The following is a 22,315-nucleotide window of genomic DNA, read 5'->3' on the forward strand; positions in this document are numbered from 1 at the left end:
GGCGCCCGCGCCGGTGCCGCAGCTCGGTTCCCCGACCGGGACCGGCCTCGGCCAGGCCGTGCCCACCACCCCGCCGCCCACGACGGCGGCCCCCACCACCACCGCCGAGGACGCCGACGACCGCGGCGACGAGCGCGGCGACGGGCGGGGCGGCCGCGGCGGGCTGGAGGACCTGGTCCCGGGCTGGCCGTTCCCCGGCCGCGGCGACTAGCGGGTCAGGAGCCCCGGCGCCGCAGCCAGACCCCGCCGGCCACCAGCGCGGTGGCCAGGGTGAGCACGAAGCCGCGGTCGGTCGCCCCGCCGCCGGGGAACACGACGACCAGCAGCCAGAACAGCGCCAGGCCCCCGGCGCCGGCCGCGCCGACCTGCCACGCCTGACCGCGGCTGAGCCCGCCCCGGCTGGGGACGTGCGGCACCTGCGCGACGAGCGCGGCCAGCACCGCGAACACCGACCACGCCGGGACCGCCGTCCACAGGGTGATGCCGACCGTGGACACCGACAGACCGACCACCAGCAGGACGAAGCCGACCACCCCGAGGACGGCGGCGGTCAGCGCGGCGCGGTCGGCGGAGCTGCGTGCCCGGGCACCCACCCGGGGCCCGGTGGACACCTCGGGCCCGGGCAGCGGCGGCGGCGCCGGGGCCGAGCCGTCCATCGGGCCGGTGGGCTGCGGCGGGTAGGCGGGGTCGTAGGCCGGCTCGGTGGCGTGGCCGGGGTGCGCCGGGTCGTACGGCTGTTCGGCACGGGCCCCGGGGTGCTCGGGACGGGGCTCCGGACGGGACGGCGGCGGGTACGGCGGCTGGCTCACGCGGGCCACCGTAACGGCGCCTAGTGTCGGTCGCGTGGGAGCACGCGCGGGCATCGTCGTCACCGGCACCGAGGTCCTCACCGGCCGGGTCACCGACCGGAACGGCCCGTGGCTGGCCGAGGAGCTGCGTCGGCTCGGCGTCGACGTGGGCTCGGTCGTGGTGGTCGGCGACCGCCCCGAGGACCTGCGCGCGGCGCTGGGCTTCCTCGCCGCCTCGAACGACCTGGTGCTCACGTCCGGCGGGCTCGGCCCGACCGCCGACGACCTGACCGCCGAGGTGGTCGGGGACTTCTGCGGCCGCCCCTCCGCCGTCGACGAGGCCCTCGCCGGCCGGATCGGCGCGATCGTGGAGCGGCTGATGGCCCGCCGGGGGTGGCGGGTCGACCCGGCCGCGACCGAGGCGGGTACCCGCAAGCAGGCCCGGGTGCCCGCCGGCGCCGTCGTCCTGGAGCCGGTGGGCACCGCACCGGGCCTCGTCGTCCCCCCCTCCTCCGGTGACGGCCCGCCGGTCGTCGTCCTGCCCGGGCCGCCGAGCGAGCTGCAGGCCATGTGGCCGGCCGCGCTGGAGGCCGCCCCGGTGCGGACGGTGCTCGCGCGGGCGCAGGAGCTGCGCCAGGACACCCTGCGGCTGTGGGGCACCCCCGAGTCCGAGCTCGCGGCCACCCTGCGCCGGGTCGACGACCAGCTCGCCGGGCTGGAGGTCACCACCTGCCTGCGCGACGGCGAGCTGGAGATCGTCACCCGCTACGCCCCCGGCGCGGCACCCGCCTACGGCCGGCTGGTCGAGGCGGTGCGCACCGACTACGCCGCGACCCTGTTCAGCGAGGGCCCCGAGGTGGACGCGCTGGTCGCCGACGCCCTGGCGGAGCGGGGCCTGACCGTCGCCACCGCGGAGTCCTGCACCGGCGGCCAGCTCGTCGCCCGGCTCATCGACCGGCCCGGCGCCTCGGCCTGGGTGCCGGGTGGGGTGGTGTCCTACGCCAACAGCGCCAAGGAGCAGCTGCTCGGCGTCCGGCCCGACACCCTGGCCACCGTGGGTGCGGTCAGCCCCGAGGTGGCCCGCCAGCTGGCCGACGGCGCCCGCGACCGGTTCGGCGCCGACGTCGGCATCGGCGTCACCGGGATCGCCGGCCCCGGCGGGGGCAGCCCGGACAAGCCGGTCGGCACGGTGCACCTGTGCGCGGTCGGACCGGACGGCGCCGTCACCCGCTCCCTCGTCGTCCCCGGCGACCGGGCGGCCTTCCGCAAGCGCACCGTGACCGTCGGCATGCACCTGCTCCGCGCGCTGCTGCTCGGCGGGCCACCGGCATGACGGCCGCTCAGCGGACCAGGGCCGCCGTGCCGATCCGGGGCGGCCGGGGTGCGCCGGTGTGGAACCCCTGGACGTAGCGCACCCCGCACTGCTCGAGGACGCGCAGCTCCTCGGCGTCCTCCACGCCGCAGGCGAGGGTGTCGCAGCCGACGGCTGCGGCGGCCTCCACCACCGCGACCACCTCGGCCGGGTCGAGCCAGCCGTTGAGCAGCTGCAGGACGATGGCCCGCTCGAGCTTCAGCCACCGAGGTCGGTGCAGCTCGAGGTCGATGCCCACCCCCGCGGTGGTGGAGACGCCCAGCGCGACGTCGGCCCCGGAGCGGCGGGCCACAGCGGTGGCGGCGGCCAGGTCGTCCTGCCCGGCATCCAGCACGAGGCGGCCGCTGCCGGCGGCGCTGCGTCCGGCGAGGACGGCGAGCAGGGGCTCCGGGTCGCGCCAGGTGCGGCTGGCCACGTTGAGGAACACCGTCGACCCGGCCGGCAGGTCGACGGCGGAAGCCAGGGCGGCCGAGGCCATGGCGCAGTCCAGCTCTGTGTCGCTGCCCTGTCGGCGCGCGGTGGTGAGCTGCTGGTCGACCGGGAGCCCGTCGGCGAACCGGCACAGGGCCTCGTGCCCGACGACCCGCCCGGAGGCGGTGTCCACGACGGGTTGGAAGACGGTGAAGAAGACGTGGTCGTGGAAGGTGTGGAGGCCGAGGTCCTGGCCGGAGCGCGCGCTGGCCACGTGCGAGCCTGCCCGGTGACGCGCCCGGTGGTCCTCGGGCCGGGCAGGGACCGGGTGGCCGAGGATGTCCGGCCAGGTGGCCACGCGCCCGCCCGGTGCTGCGGGTGCCCCACGCCGACGCCACGACCGTCGGCGTCGGGGACGCTCGACCGCGACCGGCCGGTAGACCCAGTTGCGCAGCTGCAGTGCGAGGTCGACGACCAGGTGCACCGGGCCGATGTAGGCCAGCAGCGCGTAGGTCGCCAGCGAGGCGTTCACCGCGGCGAAGAAGAGGTTGACCCAGTTCCCCTCCTGCACGTCCACCAGGACGGTCCAGGTGCAGAACGCGATGAGCACCAGCGGGGCGAGCAGGAAGGAGGGGGCCGAGGTGGTCCGGTTGCGGACCTTCGGTGTCCGCTTGAACGCGCTCTTCTCCCCGGTGACCATCTGCAGGACCGACGCCGCCGTACCGGCGAGGTTGACGGCCAGCAGGACCAGGTTGAAGCCGTAGATGCGCAGCGCGTCCAGCCGCCGGTAACCGAGCGCGCGCAGGTCACTGGCCATCGCGGCGAAGTAGGGCACCGACACCAGGTAGAGCAGCGGGTTCAGCAACGTCGCGTCGAACGGGTACACCAGCATCACGACCAGGCTGATCGAGCTCCAGGCGATGGAGGCCATGTAGTTGGTGCGGAGGAACAGCTCCCCGAAGCGGTTCTGCTCGCCCCGGGCCCGCCGGGCCCGCACCTGCCGGCGCAGCTTGCTGAGGATCAGCAGACCGCCGTTGGCCCACCGCTGACGCTGGATGCACAGCGACCCGAAGTCAGGGGGCGTGGCGCTGTAGGCCAGCCGCTCCGGGTAGTTGTGCAGCCGCCAGCCGTGGATGCCGAGGTCGATGGAGGACTCGGTGTCCTCGATGACCGTGCGGTCCTGGATGTAGCGGCGGATCTCCACGTCGCCGGCGAAGTCGACGGCGACGATGTCCTCCAGTGCCTCCCGGCGGAGCACTGCGTTGGCACCCACCCAGAAGGTGGCGCCGTACTGGGTCATGCCCTGGTGCACGATGAACTGGATGTCGGTGCTGGCGCCGGAGATGCGCTCCAAGCGCGTCCCTGCACCCGGGAAGGCGCTGTAGGGGGTCTGGGCCACGGCGACCCGGGCGTTCTCCGCCTGGCTGAGCAGGTGGACCATCCGCAGCGCGTACTCCGGCAGCAGCATGCTGTCGGCGTCCAGCGTGAGCACGAAGTCCACGCCCGGTACGACCAGGTCGCCCTGGCCGGGCAGCACCGGTTGCAGCATCCTGCCCAGGGGCGTCGTCGTCTCGACGTACTCCCCGCCCATGAGGCCGATGTAGCTGTTGAGGTTCATCGCCTTGTTCGGCTCGTGGGACAGGCTGCGGTAGCGCTTGCGCTCGAAGGACGAGAAACGCACGGAGAAGATCGACACCAGCCGCTGGTGCAGCTGCCGCACCCGTGCGGTCGGCAGCCTCGCCCCCTCTGCGGCCGCCTCGTCCAGGGCCACCGCGGTCGTGGCCAGGTCGCGGGCGAGGGCGCCGAGGACGTGCTGGGTGAAGAACTCGTCGGTGTGGTCGCGCACCGGGTGGCCGGCGGCGAGGTCGTCGAGCCAGGCGACCGCGTCGCGGTGGTCAGCGGCCAGTTCCGCCAGCTGCTGTCCCCCGGCGTCCCCGCCCCCCACCACCGACCGCTCGAACCGCGCCAGCGCAGCGCGCGCGGCCGAGGCGGGGCGGTCGAGCAGGTCCTGCAGCTGCCCGGGTAGGGCCCGGGCGTCGGCCAGCAGCGCTCGGGCTCGGGCGGTCGACGGGTTCTGCGGATCGTCGACCAGCAGCACGACGGACAGGCCGGGGTACTCCTGCAGCGCGGCCGAGAGCAGCGTGGTGCGGATGACCTCGGCCTCCTCCTGGTAGGAGGGCACCAGGACGGTCATGGTCGGGGGCCGGTCCTGGTCGATGAAGCTGTCCAGGGCGATGCGGGTGGCCCGCTGATGGTTGCGGACCCGGTAGAAGAAGCCGATGCGGGTGATCAGGTAGGCCACCGCGGAGACGGCGAGCAGGGTCACCAGCAGCAGGTAGCCGACGGCCTCGATGACCCTGCGGGCGGTGTCGGCGCGGCCCTCGATGAACTGCTGCTCGACGGTGTAGAGGACGTACACGGCCCAGGCGGCGACGGCGAGCACGACGGCGAAGCGGCCGGAGGTGAGCCGGCCGTCGCTGATCCGGGGGTCCGCCAGCGGGATCCGCCTGCGGTCGCTGCCCCACTGGCGCCTCGGCGCCCGGGGGCGCTCCGATCCCGACGTCCTGTCCACGACCACCCCGAAGCCCTCCCGCCGCGGCCACGGTGGCCCGGCGCGGCCATGCTGCACGACCACCCCGCCGGGCAACAGGCCATCCGGAACGCCGTCCACCCGGATGGGTGCGGGCATGACACGGACGGAGGAACCGGCCACGCAGAGTGATGTCATGGGCGGGTCGTGCGGTCCATGGTGTGATCGGCCCGTGCACGGGCGGGGCGTCGGTAGTCTGCGTCCTCACTCTCCGTACGCTCCACCGAAGGGGATCGATGGACGGCGACATGGCTGAACCGCGCGTGCAGCGACGGATCTCGTGGCTCCGGCTGGCGGTCGTGCTCGCTGTCGTGGCCGGCCTCGCCGGCGGCGGGTGGTACTGGACCCGGAGCGACCGATCGGCTGCGGCGGTCGCCGACCGGGTGCTGGCACCGGTGCCCTACGTCGACCTCACGCTCACCCCGGGGTTCGCGTTCCAGGACCCGGCGACCAACACGGCGTCGACAGTTGCCCTGTCCTTCGTCGTGGCCGACGCCGACGAGCCCTGCACCCCCTCCTGGGGCACCTACTACGACCTGGACGAGGCCTCCTCCGGCCTCGACCTCGACCGGCGCATCACGCAGCTGCGGGCAGCCGGGGGGGACGTGGTCGTCAGCTTCGGCGGGTTGCTCAACGACGAGCTGGCCGTGGCCTGCACCGACCCCGACCGGTTGCTCGCGGCCTACCGCGCCGTGGTCGAGCGCTACGACCTGTCCGGCATCGACCTCGACATCGAGGGCGCGGCCATGGGTGACACGGCCGCGAACGATCGCCGGGCCACGGCGGTGGCCGCGTTGCAGGCGGAGCGGGCGGCGGCGGGGGAGCCCCTCGCGGTCTGGCTGACCCTCCCGGTGGACCCCAGCGGGCTCCCCGCCGACGCCGTCGCGGTGCTCGACAGCACGCTGGCCGGCGGGGTCGACCTGGCGGGTGTCAACGCCATGACCATGAACTACGGCGCGAGCCGACCCGAGGGCACCGGCATGCTCGAGGCCACCGAGGACGCCCTGGAGGCGACCGTGGCCCAGGTCAGCACCGCGTGGGCCGCTGCTGGGGCACCGCTGTCGGACCGCGAGGCCTGGGCGCGGGTGGGGGCGACCCCGATGATCGGGCAGAACGACGTGCCGACCGACGTCTTCACCCTCGAGGACGCCCGGGGCCTGAGCTCCTTCGCCACCGATCGCGGTCTGGGTCGGCTGGCGCTCTGGTCGGCGAACCGCGACCAGGCCTGCGGCGCGAGCTTCGCCGGGGTCAGCGTGCTGTCCAACACCTGCAGCGGTGTCGAGCAGGAGCCGCAGGACTTCACGCGTGCCCTCACCCCCACGGCCGAGGGCACGCCGACGAGCCGCAGCCCGGAGGTGGTCGACCAGGAGGTGTCCCCCGTACCGGTCGTGGACGACCCGGACACGGCACCCTTCCCGATCTGGCGTGCCAGTGCCCCGTACCCCGCCGGCTACCGGGTGGTGTGGCGTGGGCAGGTCTACCAGGCCAACTTCTACACCGTGGGCGTCGACCCCTCAGGTGTCCCGGGTCCGGGTCAGGCCTGGCCGTGGACACTCCTCGGGCCGGTCGTCCCCTCCGACGGACCCATCACCCCGGTCCCCACGGTCACGGGGGTGACGGAGTCCTGGTCAGCCACGGAGGTCTACCAGCGCGGGGACGAGGTGCTCTTCGAGGACCTGCCCTACCGGGCGCGGTGGAACTCGGTCGGGGAGGCGCCGTCGGTCCTCTTCCCGGTCGACGTCGACTCTGCATGGGAACCGCTGTTCACCATCCCCGGTGAGCCGGTGCCCTGACGCGGGCAGGATGGGAGGCATGAGCTCCCTGCGGCTGCACGCCACCGGCGCCGTCCACCCCGACGAGGCGTGGGACCGGTACCTGCACCCGGCCAAGTGGTCGGACTGGTCCCCGCAGATCCGCGGGGTGGAGACCGACGCCGTCCGCATCGACCCCGGTGTCACCGGGAAGGTGCTGGGCCCGGCGGGCCTGCGGGCCCCCTTCGTCGTGGACGCCGTCGACGACGCGGCCCGGGAGTGGACCTGGTCGGTGGACATCGGCCCGGGCACGCTCGTCCTCGCGCACTGGGTGCGCACCGGTCCCGAGGGCGGTACGACGACCGGGCTGCGGGTCTCGGGACCCCTCCTGCCGGTGGTCGGCTACGTGCCGCTGGCGGCCTTCGCGCTGCAGCGGCTGGTCCGCCCCTGACGGGTCGTACGGTCGCGGGGTGAACGCCACCCACACGGTGACCAACCAGGTGCCCCCGCTGGTCGGGCACGACCCGGTCGCCGGCGACACCGCGCTGCGGGAGGCCTGCCTGCGGCACGCCGACCCGCTGACCCTGGACTCCCTGGAGGACCTGGGCGCACTGGCCGGCAGCGAGCAGGCCGCCGAGTGGGGCCGGCTGGCCAACGAGTTCCCCCCGCGGCTGCGCACCCACGACCGCACCGGGAACCGGATCGACGAGGTCGAGTTCCACCCCGCCTGGCACGAGCTGATGACCGCGGCGTTCGCGCACGGCCTGGGTGGCGCGCCGTGGGCCCTGGCCGCCGCCGGCGACGCGCACGCCCACGTGCGCCGCGCGGTCGGCTACCTCGGCTGGACCCAGGTGGAGGCCGGGCACGGCTGCCCGGTGACCATGACCTACTCCGTCGTCCCCGCGCTGCGCCGGGCGCCGGAGCTGGCGGTGGTGTTCGAGCCCGGGCTGACCTCGACCAGCTACGAGTTCGGCCTGGCCGACCCGCGCACCAAGGCCGGCCTGGTCGCCGGCATGGGCATGACCGAGAAGCAGGGCGGGTCCGACGTCCGGGCCGGGACCACCCGGGCCGCCGCGCGGATCGACGGCACCTACCACCTGACCGGCCACAAGTGGTTCACCTCGGCCCCGATGAGCGACCTGTTCCTGGTGCTCGCGCAGACCGAGGAGGGCGTCTCGTGCTTCCTCGTGCCGCGGATGCTGCCCGACGGCGAGCGCAACGTGTTCCGGCTGCAGCGCCTCAAGGACAAGCTCGGCGACCGCTCCAACGCCTCCTCGGAGGTGGAGTTCGACCGGACCGTGGGCTGGCTGGTCGGCGAGCCCGGCCGCGGCGTGCGGGCCATCCTGGAGATGGTCACGACGACCCGGCTGGACTGCGTGCTGGGTTCGGCGGCCACCGTGCGCGCCGCGCTCACCCAGGCGCTGCACCACGCCCGGCACCGCTCGGCCTTCGGCGCGCTGCTGGTCGAGCAGCCGCTGATGCGCAACGTGCTGGCCGACGTCGCGGTGGAGAGCGAGGCGGCCACCGCGCTGGCCATCCGGCTGGCCGCCGCGCAGGACGCCGGGGAGACCGACTTCCTGCGGCTGGCCGGCGCGGCGGCGAAGTTCCACGTCTGCAAGCGCACCCCGACCGTGGTCGCGGAGGCGCTGGAGGTGCTCGGCGGGAACGGCTACGTCGAGGAGTCGGTGCTGCCGCGGCTGTACCGGCAGTCCCCGCTGAACTCGATCTGGGAGGGCAGCGGCAACGTCATCGCCCTGGACGTGCTGCGTGCCATGGATCGCGAGTCCGCCTCGGTCGCCGCGGTGCTCGCCGAGGTCGAGGCCGCGTCCGGCGCCGACGACCGGTTCGACGGCGCGGTCGCGCGGCTGCGCGCCGAGCTCGCCGACCCGGTCGACCTGCCCCTGCGCGCCCGCCGGGTGGCCTCGCTGCTGGCGCTGTGCCTGCAGGGGTCGCTGCTGCTGCAGCACGCCCCCGGCGCAGTGGCCGACGCCTTCTGCGCCAGCCGGCTGGGGGGTGACTGGGGCGGCGTGCTGGGCACGCTGCCGGCCGGGACCGCGGTCGGGGAGGTCGTGGAGCGGGCGGTGGTCGCCCCCGCGTGAGGGTGGGAGGCTGGGCGGGGTGACCGAGCGCAAGCCCGAGGGGATGAGCTTCGAGACCTGGGTCGACCACCAGATCCGGACGGCGGACGAGCGCGGCGCCTTCGCCGACCTCCCGGGCGCCGGCAAGCCGCTGCCCAAGGACGACGGCCCGTCCGACAGCTACACCTGGGCGCTGGCCTGGGCCCGCCGGCAGGAACCGGACGCCGCCTTCCTGCCGCCCTCCCTGGCGCTGGGCCGCGAGCGGGACGACCTGCCCGGGCGGCTGGCCGCGCTGACCGGCGAGGACCGGGTGCGGGCCGCCGTCCGCGAGTTCAACGACCGGGTGGCGGCATCCTGGCGCACTCCGCTGGACGGCCCGCCGGTCGTCGTCCGCAAGCACGACGAGGAGGCCCTCGTGGCCGCCTGGCGGGCCGCCCGGCCCGTCCCGCCACCCGCCCCGCCGACCCCCGAGGGGCCGGTCCGGCGTCGCTGGTGGCGCGGGGGACGGGTGTGACGCAGGTGCTGGACGCGCGGCTCGGGCTGCGCAGCGCCGGAGGACCCCGGCACTAGCCTCAGGTCGATGGCGATCGACCTGAGGCGGCGGCTGGCGCACCCGCGCCCCGTCCTGCCCGGGCCCGGCGACCGGCCGGTCGTCCCACCGCTGTTCACCCCGCGGCTGCGGCTGCGCCCGGTCCGGGCGGCCGACGGCGACGCCGTGGTCGCGCTGCACGGCGACCCCGAGGTCATGCGCCACCTGGGCACCGGCCGGCCGGTGCCCGCGGCGCGGGTCCGCGACCGCGACCTGCCCCGGCTGCTGGCCCACCACGGCCCGCTGCCGCTGGGCTACTGGGCCGCCGAGGACCGCGCGACCGACGCCTTCGTGGGGTGGTTCGAGCTGCGCCCGATGGTCACCGAGACCGTCGCGGCCGTGGAGCTGGGGTACCGGCTGCACCGCGGGTACTGGGGCCGCGGGCTGGCCACCGAGGGCGCCGCGGTGCTCGTGGACGCCGCCTTCGCCAGCACCGACGTCGACGAGGTCGTGGCCACCACGCTGGCGGTCAACACCGGGTCGCGGCGGGTCATGGAGAAGCTCGGGCTGAGCTGGCGGCGGACCTACACCGAGGACCGCACCGCTCCGATTACCGGCGCCGAGCTCGGCGAGGTCGAGTACGCGGTGTCCCGGGCCGACTGGCGCCCGCTGCGGTCCCAGCCCTTCCACCGCCGGCAGCCGCGGCGCCGGCTGGTCCGCCGCGCCTGACCGTCAGCGACCCCGGTCGAGCTGCAGGAGGGCGTAGCCGGCCAGCGAGGGCGCGTCGGTGAAGCCGCCGGACCGGATCCGGGCGACCAGCTCGGCCTCGGGCACGAACGCGTGCACCATGTCGGCCTCGGTGGCCTCGCGGGCGGTCGGGCCCGGGGTCAGCCCGGTGGCCAGCCACACGTCGAACTCCTGGGTGGACAGACCGGGCGTGACGTCCAGGTGCCCGAGGTGGCGCAGGTCGGCCGCCCGCAGCCCGGTCTCCTCGGCCAGCTCGGCCCGGGCCAGGTCCTCCGGCGTCCCGGACGCACCATGCGACCAGGTGCCCTGCGGGAACTCCCAGCACCGCCGACCCACCGGGTGCCGGTGCTGCTCGACGAGCCAGAACCCGTCGTCCTCGGCCGCGATGACCAGCGCGAAGTCCGGCTTCTCGACCACGCCGTAGACACCGGTGCTGCCGTCGTCGCGGACGACGACGTCCTCACGGACCCGGGTCCAGGGGTTGCGGTAGACCTCGCGACTGCTCGTGGTGCGCACCCGGTCAGCCTGCCAGCCGCAGGCGCCCTGCCGCCTCCTCCTGCAGGTGGCGGCGGAGCACCTCCCGGTTGTCCAGCAGCACCCCGATGGCGTACCGGAGGTCGAGGCGCTCGCCGTTGGCCGGCCACCCGAGCGGCAGGGACGGGTCGGCGACGTGGACGAGCGGCGCGGGCCCACCGTCGGCCTGCTCGTCCTGCCACACCGGGGTCCCGTCGACCGCGTGGGCGACGAGCCGCCCGGCCCGGCGGTGCAGGGTGAGGTCGAGGTCGTGGACCGCCCCGTGGTCGCGGTCGCACAGCAGCACCAGGTCGTCGACGTCGGTGCGCCCACCGTGCAGCCAGTGGCGCAGGTGGTGGGCGTGCAACCGTTCGGGGCGGTCCTCGGAGCACCCCGGCCGCGCACAGCCGCCGTCGCGGACCAGCAGGGCCCGGCGCTGGGCCGCGCTCGCCCGCCGGCGGGTGCGGCCGCAGGCGAGCACGCGGGCGCCGTCGACGAGCACCGCGGTGATCGTGGCGTCGCAGGCCAGCCGCCGCGCCTGCGCCGGGCTCGACGCCGCGACCCCGTCGAGCGACGCCCGACGTCCACGTCACGTCCTCCGCCACGTCCTCGACCACTGCCACGCCGCCTCCTCGATCGAACTGGTGTTCGACATGGTGGGGGCGGGGTCCGACAAGAACGCGGATCGTGGTCGGACGACGACCCGGTGTGCGTGTCGACGTCTCCGCGGAGACGTGTCAGCCGACGGCGACCCCAGCCGGGGTGCACACGGCGAGGACGGCGCGCAGGTGGCCGGGCAGCTCTTGCTGGACCCGGGACAGGGCCTCGCAGGCCGGCACCCCGGGCACCAGGGCGCGCCGGTGGGCGTGGGCGTGGGTGCGGGTGGTGGCCAGCAGCAGCGCGGCGGCCCAGCGCGCGTCCACACCGGGCAGCTCCCGGGCGATGGTGGCGGCCAGCCCCGCCTCGGTCTCGGCCAGGATCGTGCGCTCGTAGCTGGCCAGCACCGCCGAGGTGTCGATCTGCGCGGCCATCGCGAGGTTGTCCGGGTCCTCCAGGGAGTGCAGGTAGCCCATGGTCCGCTCGGTGAGGTGCCGCACGAGGACGTCGGCGGGGTCCTCGCCGTCCGCGGCCGGCGGCAGGACCGGCATCTCCAGGGCGTAGGGCACCCGGCCGAGGAAGAACAGCGCCTCCTTGCTCGGCGCGTGGTTGAACACGGTCTGCACGGCGACGTCCGCGGTCTCGGCGATCTGCAGCACCGTGGTGTGCTCGAACCCCTGCCGGAGGAACAGGGCGCGCGCGGCGGTGACGATCTGCTCGCGCGTGCGCTCCCGTTTGCGGTCCCGCCTGGTGATCTCGGCCAGGACGCCTCCCCTGTCGATGCTGTGCGCCAACGCCGGACTGTATGAGACCTGGAACAAGACCGTCCAGCACCGGAGGCCGTGACGGCTGCGACCATTCCGGGGTGGAGACCCCCCGCAGACGGCGCGCGCGCCGGGCGACGTCCCCCGCCGGACCCCCGGAGCGGGTGACCCCGGCACCGGCGGTGGCCCCGGCCGCGCCGGCCACCCGGCACACTGACCCGATGACCACGACCGAGACCACCGAGCCCGGGTCCGGCGTGGCCGTGGACCGCGCGGCCGACCGCCCGGCGCTGGACCTGCTGGTGTGGGACGCCCCGAACATCGACATGACGCTGGCCACCGTCATCGGTGCCCGGCCGACCGCGGCGTCCCGCCCGCGCTTCGACGCCATCGCCGCCTGGTTCGTCGGCGGGGCCGGCGAGCCCGGGCGCGGCGGGGCCGACGACGTCGAGGCGTGCGTGTTCGCCAACGTGCCGCCGCAGCACGTGACCACCCTGCGCGGCTGGGTCGAGGCGCTGCGCAGCTTCGGCTACTCGGTGTTCGCCCGGCCCAAGAGCCGCCCGGACGACGACATCGACCAGTCGATGCTCGACCACATCGAGGTGCGCGCGAACAGCCACCGGCTGCGCCGGCTGGTCGTGTTCTCCGGCGACGGCCGCAACTTCGCCGAGCCGCTGGAGGACCTCGCGCGGGGCGGCACCGACGTGGTCGTCGTCGCCTTCTCCGAGGTGGCCGGCTACGCGATCAGCTCCGACCTGCTGCACTTCGTCGACATCGAGGACGTGCCCGGGGCCTTCGCGGCGCCGCTGGACCGGGTCCGGCTGGACTCGCTGCCGCCCGACGGCGCCTGGCTGCGGCCGACCAAGAGCCTGCGGGACGCCGCCGCGGCCTACTCGACGCGGCACCCGTGACGGCCACCGACCGGGACACCGGGGGGTTCGCCGCCGCCGTCCCCAGCGAGCACGAGCCGGTGGACGCCGCCCCGGCGACCGGCAGCGTGCTGGTGCCGGGCGAGACCGTGTGGCGGGTCGAGCGGGCCACCCGGCACGCGGTGTTCGTCGACGCGGCCGACTACTTCGCCACCCTCAAGCAGGTCGTGCTGCAGGCGGAGAAGCAGGTGCTGTTCATCGGCTGGGACTTCGACCCCCGCATCCGGATGGACCCGCGCTCGCCGGGCCGGGGCCGCGACGACCGGGTGGGGCGGGTGCTGGAGGCCGCCGTCGAGGCCAACCCCGACCTGTTCGTCGGCGTCCTGCAGTGGGACCTCGGCATGTTCGAGGCCCTCGGCCGCGGGTTGCTGCCCATCGTGCTGCTCAACCGGCGGACCTCCGACCGGTTCCAGATGAGGGTCGACGCCCACCACCCCCTCGGCGGGGCGCACCACCAGAAGATCGTGGTGGTGGACGACTGCCTGGCCTTCGCCGGCGGCATCGACGTCACCGCCGACCGCTGGGACACCCCCGAGCACCTGGACCGCCAGCGGCACCGGCACCGGCCCCGCTCGCCGCGCGTGACCCAGCCCTGGCACGACGTCACCAGCCTGGTGTCCGGTCCGGCGGCCAAGGCCCTGGGCGACCTCGCCCGCCGCCGCTGGGCCGCCGGCACCGGTGAGCAGCTGCAGCCGGTGGAGGGGGTGGAGCACTGCTGGCCCGAGCAGGTCCCGGTGCTGCTCCACGACGTCGACGTGGCCATCTCGCGCACCCGCCCGGAGCACCGCGAGTGGGAGCTGGTCCACGAGATCGAGGACCTGTGGCTGGCGATGATCGCCAGTGCCAAGCGCTGCGTCTACATCGAGAGCCAGTACTTCGCCAACCGCCGTGTCGCCGAGGCCATCGCCGCCCGGCTGGGCGAGGACGACGGGCCGGAGTTCGTCGTGGTGAACCCCGAGACCGCCGACGGCTGGCTCGAGGAGAAGGCGATGGGCACCGCCCGCGCCAAGCTGCTCGGGTTGGTCCGCAAGGCCGACGTGCACGGCCGGTTCTCCCTCTACGTCCCGGTGACCGAGCAGCGCAACCCGGTCTACGTGCACGCCAAGGTCTGCGTCGTCGACGACCGGTTGCTGCGGATCGGGTCGTCGAACCTGAACAACCGGTCGATGGGCCTGGACACCGAGTGCGACCTGACCATCGAGGCCCCCGCGGACGACCCGCGCCGCGAGGAGATCGCCGCCGCGGTGCTCGGCATGCGCGACCGGTTGGTCGCCGAGCACCTCGGGGTCGGCCCGGACGACGTCGCGGCCGCGGTGGCCGCGCACGGCGGCTCGCTGCTGGCGGCGGTGGAGGACCTCCGCCGGGACACCGGCCGGTCGCTGCAGCCGTTCGTGCCGCCGCGGCAGGGCCTCATCGACACCCTGCTCGCCGACACCGAGCTGCTGGACCCCGAGCAGACGCCGAGCCGGGTCCAGCGCGCGGTCGGCCGGGTGCAGCGCCGGGGCCACCGCCGCCTGCGCGCCTAGCGCCCGGTTAGGGTGCCCTCACATGGACGGGCACCCGAGGACGGCGGACGGCCTGCTGCGGCGGGCCCTGCGCCGGCACCCCCGGCAGCTCGTCGCCGCCACGGTCCTGCTGTCGCTGCACCAGGCGTGCGAGGCGCTGGTGCCGGTGGCCATCGGCGTGACCATCGACCGGGCGGTCGCCACCGGATCGGTGCCGGCCCTGCTGGCCTGCCTGGGCGCCACCGCGCTGCTGTTCCTCGTGCTCTCCCAGGCCTACCGGTACGGCGCCCGCCAGGTGGTGGCCGGCTGGTTCACCGAGACCCACCTGCTCCGGGTGGAGGTCGCGGCCCGGGTGCTCGACCCGCACGGCCTGCGCGACGCGCCGCCGTCCGGGGAGCTGCTCAGCACCGCGACCGTCGACGCGGAGAAGGCCGGGCGGGTGGTCGAGGCCGCCTCGCTCGTCGTCGCGGGCACGACGGCGCTGGCCGTCGCCGCGGTGGGGCTGCTGGCGATCAGCGTCCCGCTGGGCCTCGGCGTCCTGGTCGGCACGCCGCTGCTGGTCGGTCTGCTGCAGCTGCTCGGGCCCTGGCTGACCCGGCGCACGGCCACCCAGCAGGCCGACGTCGCCCGCACCGCGGGCCTGGCCACCGACCTGGTGCGTGGCACCCGGGTGCTGCGGGGCATCCGCGCCGAGGACGCCGCCGCCGACCGGTACCGGCGCACCAGCGGGACGGCGCTGGCCTCCACGCTGCGCGCCGCCCGGGCGGTCGGCGCCTACCGCGGCGCGACGGTGCTGGGCAGCGGCCTGTTCGCCGTCGTCGTCGCCGGGGTGGCCGGCGCGCTGGCCCTGGACGGCGCGATGACCGTGGGCCAGTTGGTCACCGTGGTCGGCCTGGCCCAGTTCCTGGCCGAACCGGTCGGCCTGCTCGGGTTCGCGGGCCAGAAGGTGGCCGAGGCGCGGGCGTCGGCGGCCCGGGTGGTCGCCGTCCTCGCCGCCGAGCCGGTGCACCCCGCCGGTCCGGTCCCTGCCCCCGGCCCGGGGTCGGTGGCGGTCCCGGACCGGGGGTTCCACGTGGAACCGGGGGAGACGGTGGGCGTGGTCGCCCCGGACCCGGCCGACGCCGCCGACCTGGTCGCGCTGCTGGGTGGCCGCCGCCGTCCCGGACCGGGGGAACTGCTGCTGGACGGGGTGGACGTCGCCGGGCTCGACCCGGCCGCCGTCCGGGCGCGGGTGCTGGTCGAGCCGCACGCCGTCGTGCTGTTCGAGGGCACCCTGCGCAGCGCGGTGGACCCGGGCGGCCGGGCCCCGGACGCCGCGCTCGCCGACGCCCTCGCCGCCGCGGGCGCCCACGACCTCGCCGACCTCGAGCTGCCGGTCGCCGACCGCGGCCGGTCGCTGTCCGGCGGTCAGCGGCAACGGGTCGGGCTGGCCCGTGCGCTGTTGCGGGCACCGCAGGTCCTGGTGCTGCACGACCCGACGACGGCGGTCGACGCGGTGACCGAGGGCGACGTCGCCGACGGCCTGGCCCGGCTGCGGTCCGGCCGGACGACGGTGCTGGTCACCAGCAGCCCGGCGCTGCTGGGCCGCTGCGACCGCGTCGTGGTGCTGCGCGACGGCGCCGTGGTGGCCACCGGTACGCACCGGGAGCTCGCCGGCCGGCCCGACTACCGCGCGGCGGTGCTCCGGTGACCGGCCCGCTCCTGCCGGTCGCCACCCCGCGCCGCGCCGGCCGGGTGGTGTGGACCGAGCTGCGCGCCCGCCCGTGGGCCGGTGCGGCCGCCGCGCTGTCCGCCGTGGCCGCGTCCGCCGCCGGGCTGGTCGCGCCCGCGGTGCTGGGCCGGCTGGTCGACGCCGTCGACGCCGGCGCTGCGTCGGTGTGGCCCTACGTGTGGGCGCTGGTGGCCGCGGCGCTGGCGACCGCCGTCCTCACCGGGCTGTCCGCCGTCCTGGTCGCCCGGCTCGGCGAGACCGTGCTGGCCCGGCTTCGCGAGGCCGTCGTCGACCGGGCGCTGCACCTGCCCTCGGCGACGCTGGACCGGGTCCGCGGCGGGGACCTGCTCTCCCGGGTCGGCGACGACGTCGCGAAGGTCGCCGAGGCGGTGACCAGCGCGCTGCCGCAGGTGGCCTCGGCCGGGCTGACCGTGCTGCTCACCCTGGTCGGCCTGGGCGCGCTGGACTGGCGGCTGGCGCTGGCCGGGGCGGTCGCGCTGCCGCTGTACGTGCTCGCGCTGCGCTGGTACCTGCCGCGCTCGGCGCCGCGGTACGCCGCCGAGCGGGTGGCGATGGGGGAGCGGTCGCAGGCGCTGGTCAGCTCGCTGCAGGGCGCGGACACCGTGCACGCCTACGCCGACGAGGAGCGGCACCGGGCGGTGGTCGACGACCGCTCGGGCCAGGCGCTGCGCATCACGTTGGGAGTGTTCCGGCTGTTCACCGACTTCGGCTGGCGGATGAACCGCGCCGAGTACGTGGGCCTGGCCGCGGTCCTCGCCGTCGGGTTCGTGCTGGTCCGCTCCGGTGACGTCTCGGTCGGTGCGGTGACCACGGCGGCGCTGCTGTTCCACCGGCTGTTCGGCCCGCTGGGATTGCTGCTGTTCACCTTCGACGACGTGCAGTCGGCCGGCGCCTCCCTGGTGCGCATGGTCGGGGTCGCCGACCTCGACGTCCCGCCGGCGCCGGTGCCCGCGTCGAGCCGGCCGTCGGTGCAGCTGCAGGGGGTGGGCCACTCCTACGCCGGCGGGCCGCCGGTGCTCCGCGACGTCGACCTCGTGCTGGCGCCGGGGGAGCGGGTCGCCCTGGTCGGTGCGTCGGGGGCGGGCAAGACGACGCTGGCCGGCGTGCTGGCCGGTGCCCTGGAGCCCACGGCGGGACGGGTCCTGCTCGACGGCGCGGAGGTGGACCTGCGCGCGCACGTCGGGCTGGTCAGCCAGGAGGTGCACGTGTTCGCCGGGACGCTGGCCGACGACGTCCGGCTGGCCCGGCCCTCGGCGACCGACGCCGAGGTGGCCGTCGCGCTGGAGACCGTCGGCGCGGACTGGGCGCCGGCCCTGGGTCTGGGCGCGCTGGTCGGCGAGGGCGGGGTGGAGCTGACCGCGCCGCAGGCCCAGCAGCTGGCGCTGGCCCGGTTGGTGCTCGCCGACCCGCCGGTCGCGGTGCTGGACGAGGCCACCGCGGAGGCGGGTAGTGCGGGCGCGCGGGACCTGGAGGAGGCCGCGCTCGCCGCCACCGCGGACCGCACCACGCTGGTGGTCGCGCACCGGCTGACCCAGGCCGCACGCGCCGACCGCGTGGTGGTGCTGGCCGGCGGCCGGGTGGTCGAGCAGGGCACGCACGCCGAGCTGGTCGCCGCCGGGGGCCGCTACGCGCAGCTGTGGTCGGCCTGGACCGCCCGCGCCTGACCCGCCCGCCCGGCGTGGATCAGCGTCGTTGATCCACCTCCGTCCTCCTGGGGCAACGCCCGCGCAGGAGGATGCACGGTGCCCGAGCAGGATCCCGGATCAGACCGGGGGGACGGCGGCGCGCTGGAAGAGGCGGGACAGCACGATCTCGGTCTGCGTCCCCGTGACGTCGGGCAGGCCGCGGATGCGCTGCAGCACCTCCTCCAGGTGCCGCACGTCGCGGGTCTGCACCTGCAGGACGGCGTCGGGTGCGCCGGAGACGGTCCAGGCGCTCACCGCCTCGGGCAGCGCGCCGAGGTCCTGGGTGAGCCGGCGCGGGGAGACCACGCCGGAGTAGGAGACCTCGACGTAGGCCTCGGTCGACCAGCCCAGCGCCGCCGGGTCGACGACCGCGGTGAACCCCCGGATGGCCCCTGCGGCGACCAGCCGGTCCACCCGGCGCTTCACCGCCGGGGCGGAGAGCCCGACCTCGGCGCCGATCTCGGCGAAGGTGGCCCGGGCGTCGCGCTGCAGGGCGGTGACGATGCCGCGGTCGATGTCGTCGACGTCCACCGGCGGATCGTTGCACTCGGTTGGCTACGAACGCAACGGATCGACGGCAGGACGCAAGATCCGGGGATCGACTGCGTACTGCAGCCCGCCGATCATGGGTTCGTGACCTTCCCCGTCCAGCAGGCCGCCCCGGCGCCCGTGCGCACCGCGCGCACCCGGCACTTCGTGATGTGCCCCCCGACCCACTTCGACGTGGTCTCGGTGCTCAACCCGTGGATGGACCCCGCCGTCCCCGTCGACCGCGACCGCGCGATGGTCCAGTGGTCCGGCCTGGTCGCCGCCTACCAGGCGCTCGGCCACCGGGTCGACCTGCTGGCCCCCGGCCCCGGCCTGCCCGACATGGTCTTCGCCGCCAACGGCGCCCTCGTCGTCGGCGGGCGGGCGCTGGGCGCGGCGTTCCTGCACCCCGAGCGCCGGCCCGAGGCCGCGCTGCACCGGGAGCTGCTGGCCGAGCTGGGCGTCGCGGTGCACGAGCCGGCGCACACCAACGAGGGCGAGGGCGACTTCGCCGTCGTCGGCGACCTGGTGCTGGCCGGCACCGGCTTCCGCACCGACCGCGCGGCGCACGCCGAGGCCCAGGAGGTCCTCGGCGTCCCCGTGGTGTCCCTGCAGCTGGTCGACCCGCGCTTCTACCACCTGGACACCTGCCTGGCGGTGCTCGACGACCACACGGTCGCCTGGTTCCCCGCGGCGTTCTCGGCCAGCAGCCAGCAGGTGGTGCGCACGCTGTTCCCGGACGCCGTCGAGGCCACCGAGGCCGACGCGCTGGCCTTCGGTCTGAACGCGGTCTCCGACGGCAGGCACGTGCTGCTCCCGGTGGAGGCGGTGACGCTCGCCGCGGACCTGCGGGCGGCCGGGTTCGAGCCGGTCGGGATCGAGCTGGACGAGCTGGTGAAGGCGGGGGGCAGCGTCAAGTGCTGCACCCTCGAGCTGCGACAGGAGGAGCGGGCATGACCGCGTTCGTGGGTGTGCAGGACATGGCGCGGCTGCTGGCCGCCACCGGCGTGGGCCCGGCGATCGGGCAGGTCGCCGAGCGGGTGCACGCGGACTTCGTCCGCTGGGCGCAGTTCGACAAGACCCCGCGGGTGGCCTGCCACTCACCGGTCGGCGTCATCGAGCTGATGCCGACCAGCGACGGCCAGCGCTACGGCTTCAAGTACGTCAACGGCCACCCGACCAACCCCGAGCGCGGCTTCCAGACCGTGACCGCCTTCGGCGCGCTGGCCGACGTCGACACCGGCTACCCGCTGCTGCTGGCCGAGATGACGCTGCTCACCGCCGTGCGGACGGCGGCGACCTCCGCGGTGGCCGCCCGCGCCCTGGCCCGGCCGGACTCCCGCCGGCTGGCCCTGGTCGGGGCCGGCAGCCAGGCCGAGTTCCAGGCCTGGGGCATGCGCACCGCGCTGGGCATCACCGACCTCGCGGTGTTCGACCCGGACCCGGCCGCCGCCGCCAAGCTGGTGCGCCACCTGGAGCCGGCCGGGTTCACCGTCACCGTGTGCGCGACCGCCGGCGAGGCGGTGCGCGGGGCGGACGTCGTCACCACCTGCACCGCGGACAAGGCCCGCGCCCTGGTGCTCGACGCCGCCGACGTCGCCCCCGGCACCCACCTCAACGCCATCGGCGGCGACTGCCCCGGCAAGACCGAGCTGCCCGTCGAGCTGGTGCGCGCGAGCAGCGTGTTCATCGAGTTCGAGCCGCAGACCCGGGTCGAGGGCGAGATCCAGGCGCTGCCGGTCGACTCGCCGGTCACCGAGCTGTGGGAGGTGCTCACCGGCGCCCGTCCGGGTCGCACCCGCGCCGACGAGGTCACCCTCTTCGACTCGGTCGGGTTCGCCGTGGAGGACTTCAGCGCGCTGTGCTGGCTGGCCGACGCCGTCCGCGGCACGCCCTGGTCGACCGACCTGGACCTGGTCGCCGACCCGGCCGACCCGAAGGACCTCTTCGGGCTGGTCGCCGGGGCGCAGGCCCCGCTGCCGGCCTGACCCGAGGAGGGGGACCAGCGGAGGGGATCAGCGCAGCCGGGTGACGACGGCCTCGGCGGGCGGTACGGCGTGGCCGGCGGTGCAGCGGACCTCGGCGACCACCTCGGCGCCGCACCCGGCGTGGTCCACCCGGAGCGGCCGGCCACCGGGGACGTCGGCGTGCGCGTCGCCCCACTGCCGCAGGGCGGTGATGACCGGGAGGAAGTCGACGCCGGAGGAGGTCAGCCGGTACTCCTGGCGGACCCGCTGGCCGGGCTCGCGGTAGTCGGCGCGCGCCAGCAGCCCGGCGTCGACCAGCTCGGCCAGCCGGCGGGCGGTCATCGGCTCGCTGAGCCCGGTGCGGACGGCGAAGTCGGCGAACCGGCGGGTGCCCAGTGCCGCCTCGCGCATCAGCAGCAGCGACGACCGGGACCCCACCAGGTCCAGGGTCGCGGCCACCGGGCAGTGCTCGCGGACACCGGTCGGCGCGTCCATCTCCACCTCGCTTGTGCGCAGTTCAGCCAGGTGTCATGGTGTGCTGGCTGAACCTCACTGTAGCCAGCTGGAGGGCTCCCCGTGTCCGTCGACGTCGACCGCACCCGCCACCGCACCCTCACCACCGCCGCCGGGTCGACGCTGCTGGTGCTGGCCGTCTTCGTCACCCCGCTGGGCACCGGCGTGCGGACGGCGGCCGACTTCGGCGCGGGCCCCGGTGCGCAGGCCTGGCTGCTGTCCTCGATGAGCGTCGGGCTGGCCGCGGCGCTGCTGACCGCGGGGGTGCTGGCCGACGACCTCGGACGGCGGCGCGTGCTGGTGGCCGGGCTGGCCCTGGTCGCCGCGGGCGCCGCGGTGGCCGGTCTCGCGGCCGGCACCGTGCCGTTCGTCGTCGGGCGGTTGGTGCAGGGCGTGGGCGGGGCCGCGGTGCTGGCCGGGGCCCTGGGCGTGATCGGCCAGGTCTTCCCGCCCGGGCCCGACCGGGCGCGGGCGGCGGCGGTGTGGGGCGCCAGCGTGGGTGCCGGGACCGGGCTGGGTGGTGTGGCCACCGTGCTGCTGGACCACGGCACGCAGTGGCGGGTGACCTACCTGGTCACCGCGGTGGTCGGTACCGGCGTCGCGCTCGTCGCCCACCGCACCCTGCCCGGTGCGGTCCCCGCGCCCCGGCGCCGGCCCGACGTCGCGGGTGCGGTGCTGCTGGCGGCCGGGCTGAGCGCACTGCTGGCCGGACTGGTGCAGTCGCGCTCGGGCTCCGGCACCGGCGTCGTCCTGCTGGTGGTCGGCGTGCTGCTGCTGGCCGCGTTCGTCGTCGTCGAGCGGCGCAGCCCGGCGCCCATGGTCGACCTGGCGCTGTTCCGCTCACCCGGCTTCCGGGCCGCGACCCTCGGCGCGCTGCTCACCGGCGGGGTCATGGTGGGGCTGGCGTCCTACCTGCCCTCGATGGTGCAGCGCGGGCTGGGTTCCTCGCTGCTGGCCGCGACCCTGCTGGTGCTGTTCTGGTCGGCGGTCAGCACGGCCACCGCGGTCGCCGTCCGCTGGCTGCCCGGGGTCGACGGCCGGTTGCTGCTGGCCGGCGCCCTCGCGGTGGCCGGGCTCGGCATGGCCGCGCTGGCCGTGGTCGGCACCGGCAGCTCCCCGGCGGTGCTGCTGCCCGGCCTGCTGGTGTTCGGCGTCGGGTACGGCGCGGCGAACGCGGCGCTGGGCCGGGAGGCGGTGGCCCACGTGCCGCCCGCGCGGGCCGGCATGGGCAGCGGGGCCAACAACACCGCCCGCTACGTCGGCGCCGCGCTCGGGACGACGGTCGTGGTCCTGGTCGCCTCCTCGGCCGGGCCCGC

At 75.9% G+C, this 22,315-nt stretch carries 21 protein-coding genes and 1 pseudogene; 14 read left to right on the forward strand and 8 right to left on the reverse strand.

The window, feature by feature from the left end; translation table 11 throughout:
• The coding region (locus NH342_RS14375) for a hypothetical protein (RefSeq protein ID WP_253015563.1) at positions 1-211 on the forward strand (211 nt) is incomplete at its 5' end.
• 4 nt (positions 212-215) lie between these two features.
• Here the strand turns inward: NH342_RS14375 and NH342_RS14380 are convergent.
• Positions 216-809: a hypothetical protein gene (locus NH342_RS14380; protein WP_253015583.1), complete on the reverse strand. Its 594-nt coding sequence runs from the start codon at positions 807-809 to the stop codon at positions 216-218.
• 34 nt (positions 810-843) lie between these two features.
• Between NH342_RS14380 and NH342_RS14385 the strand changes: the two genes are divergently transcribed.
• On the forward strand, positions 844-2,121 hold the full coding sequence (locus NH342_RS14385) for a competence/damage-inducible protein A (protein WP_253015564.1): 1,278 nt from the start codon (positions 844-846) through the stop codon (positions 2,119-2,121).
• 7 nt (positions 2,122-2,128) lie between these two features.
• On the opposite strand, the gene NH342_RS14390 is transcribed toward NH342_RS14385, so the two are convergent.
• On the reverse strand, positions 2,129-5,260 hold the full coding sequence (locus NH342_RS14390) for a glycosyltransferase family 2 protein (protein ID WP_253015565.1): 3,132 nt from the start codon (positions 5,258-5,260) through the stop codon (positions 2,129-2,131).
• Positions 5,261-5,409: 149 nt separating this feature from the next.
• Between NH342_RS14390 and NH342_RS14395 the strand changes: the two genes are divergently transcribed.
• From NH342_RS14395 to NH342_RS14415, 5 genes are all read left to right on the forward strand, one after another.
• Positions 5,410-6,954: a hypothetical protein gene (locus NH342_RS14395; RefSeq protein ID WP_253015566.1), complete on the forward strand. Its 1,545-nt coding sequence runs from the start codon at positions 5,410-5,412 to the stop codon at positions 6,952-6,954.
• A 19-nt stretch (positions 6,955-6,973) separates the two neighbouring features.
• Positions 6,974-7,363, forward strand: a complete 390-nt coding sequence (locus tag NH342_RS14400; protein WP_253015567.1) for an SRPBCC family protein — start codon at positions 6,974-6,976, stop codon at positions 7,361-7,363.
• A gap of 19 nt (positions 7,364-7,382) precedes the next feature.
• A complete protein-coding gene (locus tag NH342_RS14405; RefSeq protein WP_253015568.1) occupies positions 7,383-9,011 on the forward strand; it encodes an acyl-CoA dehydrogenase family protein in 1,629 nt (542 codons plus the stop codon).
• A 19-nt stretch (positions 9,012-9,030) separates the two neighbouring features.
• Positions 9,031-9,504 (forward strand): DUF1992 domain-containing protein, encoded by a 474-nt coding sequence (locus NH342_RS14410; RefSeq protein ID WP_253015569.1) that lies wholly within the window; start codon positions 9,031-9,033, stop codon positions 9,502-9,504.
• Between the two features lie 66 nt (positions 9,505-9,570).
• Positions 9,571-10,248 (forward strand): GNAT family N-acetyltransferase, encoded by a 678-nt coding sequence (locus NH342_RS14415; protein ID WP_253015570.1) that lies wholly within the window; start codon positions 9,571-9,573, stop codon positions 10,246-10,248.
• Between the two features lie 3 nt (positions 10,249-10,251).
• On the opposite strand, the gene NH342_RS14420 is transcribed toward NH342_RS14415, so the two are convergent.
• From NH342_RS14420 to NH342_RS14430, 4 genes and pseudogenes are all read right to left on the reverse strand, one after another.
• Positions 10,252-10,782 carry an NUDIX hydrolase gene (locus NH342_RS14420; protein ID WP_253015571.1) on the reverse strand — a complete coding sequence of 177 codons (531 nt, stop codon included), beginning with the start codon at positions 10,780-10,782 and terminating at the stop codon, positions 10,252-10,254.
• Positions 10,783-10,786: 4 nt separating this feature from the next.
• Complete coding sequence (locus NH342_RS14425) at positions 10,787-11,206, reverse strand: HNH endonuclease signature motif containing protein (protein WP_308200665.1); 420 nt, start codon at positions 11,204-11,206, stop codon at positions 10,787-10,789.
• A pseudogene (locus tag NH342_RS23545) lies at positions 11,204-11,311 on the reverse strand (DUF222 domain-containing protein); the annotation flags it as partial. The gene NH342_RS14425 and the pseudogene NH342_RS23545, both read right to left, overlap by 3 nt.
• A gap of 205 nt (positions 11,312-11,516) precedes the next feature.
• A complete protein-coding gene (locus NH342_RS14430) occupies positions 11,517-12,170 on the reverse strand; it encodes a TetR/AcrR family transcriptional regulator (protein WP_253015573.1) in 654 nt (217 codons plus the stop codon).
• Between the two features lie 191 nt (positions 12,171-12,361).
• Between NH342_RS14430 and NH342_RS14435 the strand changes: the two genes are divergently transcribed.
• Genes NH342_RS14435 through NH342_RS14450 form a run of 4 tightly spaced genes read left to right on the forward strand, consistent with a single transcriptional unit; the run spans position 12,362 to position 17,970 of the window.
• Positions 12,362-13,051, forward strand: coding sequence for an NYN domain-containing protein (locus NH342_RS14435; RefSeq protein WP_253015574.1), 690 nt, complete (start codon positions 12,362-12,364; stop codon positions 13,049-13,051).
• Complete coding sequence (locus tag NH342_RS14440; RefSeq protein WP_253015575.1) at positions 13,048-14,595, forward strand: phospholipase D-like domain-containing protein; 1,548 nt, start codon at positions 13,048-13,050, stop codon at positions 14,593-14,595. Before NH342_RS14435 ends, NH342_RS14440 begins: the two co-directional genes overlap by 4 nt.
• Positions 14,596-14,617: 22 nt before the next feature.
• Positions 14,618-16,264, forward strand: coding sequence for an ABC transporter ATP-binding protein (locus NH342_RS14445; RefSeq protein WP_253015576.1), 1,647 nt, complete (start codon positions 14,618-14,620; stop codon positions 16,262-16,264).
• Positions 16,261-17,970, forward strand: coding sequence for an ABC transporter ATP-binding protein (locus NH342_RS14450; protein WP_253015577.1), 1,710 nt, complete (start codon positions 16,261-16,263; stop codon positions 17,968-17,970). Before NH342_RS14445 ends, NH342_RS14450 begins: the two co-directional genes overlap by 4 nt.
• 99 nt (positions 17,971-18,069) lie before the next feature.
• Here the strand turns inward: NH342_RS14450 and NH342_RS24255 are convergent, their stop codons facing one another.
• Positions 18,070-18,522: an Lrp/AsnC family transcriptional regulator gene (locus NH342_RS24255; RefSeq protein WP_253015578.1), complete on the reverse strand. Its 453-nt coding sequence runs from the start codon at positions 18,520-18,522 to the stop codon at positions 18,070-18,072.
• A 102-nt stretch (positions 18,523-18,624) separates the two neighbouring features.
• Between NH342_RS24255 and ddaH the strand changes: the two genes are divergently transcribed.
• Positions 18,625-19,476: a dimethylargininase gene (gene ddaH / locus NH342_RS14460; RefSeq protein WP_253015579.1), complete on the forward strand. Its 852-nt coding sequence runs from the start codon at positions 18,625-18,627 to the stop codon at positions 19,474-19,476.
• Positions 19,473-20,507: an ornithine cyclodeaminase gene (locus NH342_RS14465; RefSeq protein ID WP_253015580.1), complete on the forward strand. Its 1,035-nt coding sequence runs from the start codon at positions 19,473-19,475 to the stop codon at positions 20,505-20,507. Before ddaH ends, NH342_RS14465 begins: the two co-directional genes overlap by 4 nt.
• A gap of 27 nt (positions 20,508-20,534) precedes the next feature.
• On the opposite strand, the gene NH342_RS14470 is transcribed toward NH342_RS14465, so the two are convergent.
• Positions 20,535-20,981, reverse strand: coding sequence for a helix-turn-helix domain-containing protein (locus tag NH342_RS14470; protein WP_253015581.1), 447 nt, complete (start codon positions 20,979-20,981; stop codon positions 20,535-20,537).
• A gap of 81 nt (positions 20,982-21,062) precedes the next feature.
• Here NH342_RS14470 and NH342_RS14475 point away from each other — a divergent pair.
• On the forward strand, positions 21,063-22,315 hold a 1,253-nt coding region (locus NH342_RS14475; RefSeq protein ID WP_253015582.1), incomplete at its 3' end, for an MFS transporter.

The sequence above is a fragment of the Klenkia sp. PcliD-1-E genome (genome assembly GCF_024124375.1).
Taxonomy (GTDB): Bacteria; Actinomycetota; Actinomycetes; order Mycobacteriales; family Geodermatophilaceae; genus Klenkia.

Coding starts and splice junctions, on each gene's coding strand:
- NH342_RS14470 (WP_253015581.1), bottom strand. CDS start 20,981: ATGGACGCGCCGACCGGTGTCCGCGAGCACTGCCCGGTGGCCGCGACC.
- NH342_RS14415 (WP_253015570.1), top strand. CDS start 9,571: ATGGCGATCGACCTGAGGCGGCGGCTGGCGCACCCGCGCCCCGTCCTG.
- NH342_RS14465 (WP_253015580.1), top strand. CDS start 19,473: ATGACCGCGTTCGTGGGTGTGCAGGACATGGCGCGGCTGCTGGCCGCC.
- NH342_RS14395 (WP_253015566.1), top strand. CDS start 5,410: ATGGCTGAACCGCGCGTGCAGCGACGGATCTCGTGGCTCCGGCTGGCG.
- NH342_RS14400 (WP_253015567.1), top strand. CDS start 6,974: ATGAGCTCCCTGCGGCTGCACGCCACCGGCGCCGTCCACCCCGACGAG.
- NH342_RS14445 (WP_253015576.1), top strand. CDS start 14,618: ATGGACGGGCACCCGAGGACGGCGGACGGCCTGCTGCGGCGGGCCCTG.
- NH342_RS14390 (WP_253015565.1), bottom strand. CDS start 5,260: ATGCCCGCACCCATCCGGGTGGACGGCGTTCCGGATGGCCTGTTGCCC.
- NH342_RS14435 (WP_253015574.1), top strand. CDS start 12,362: ATGACCACGACCGAGACCACCGAGCCCGGGTCCGGCGTGGCCGTGGAC.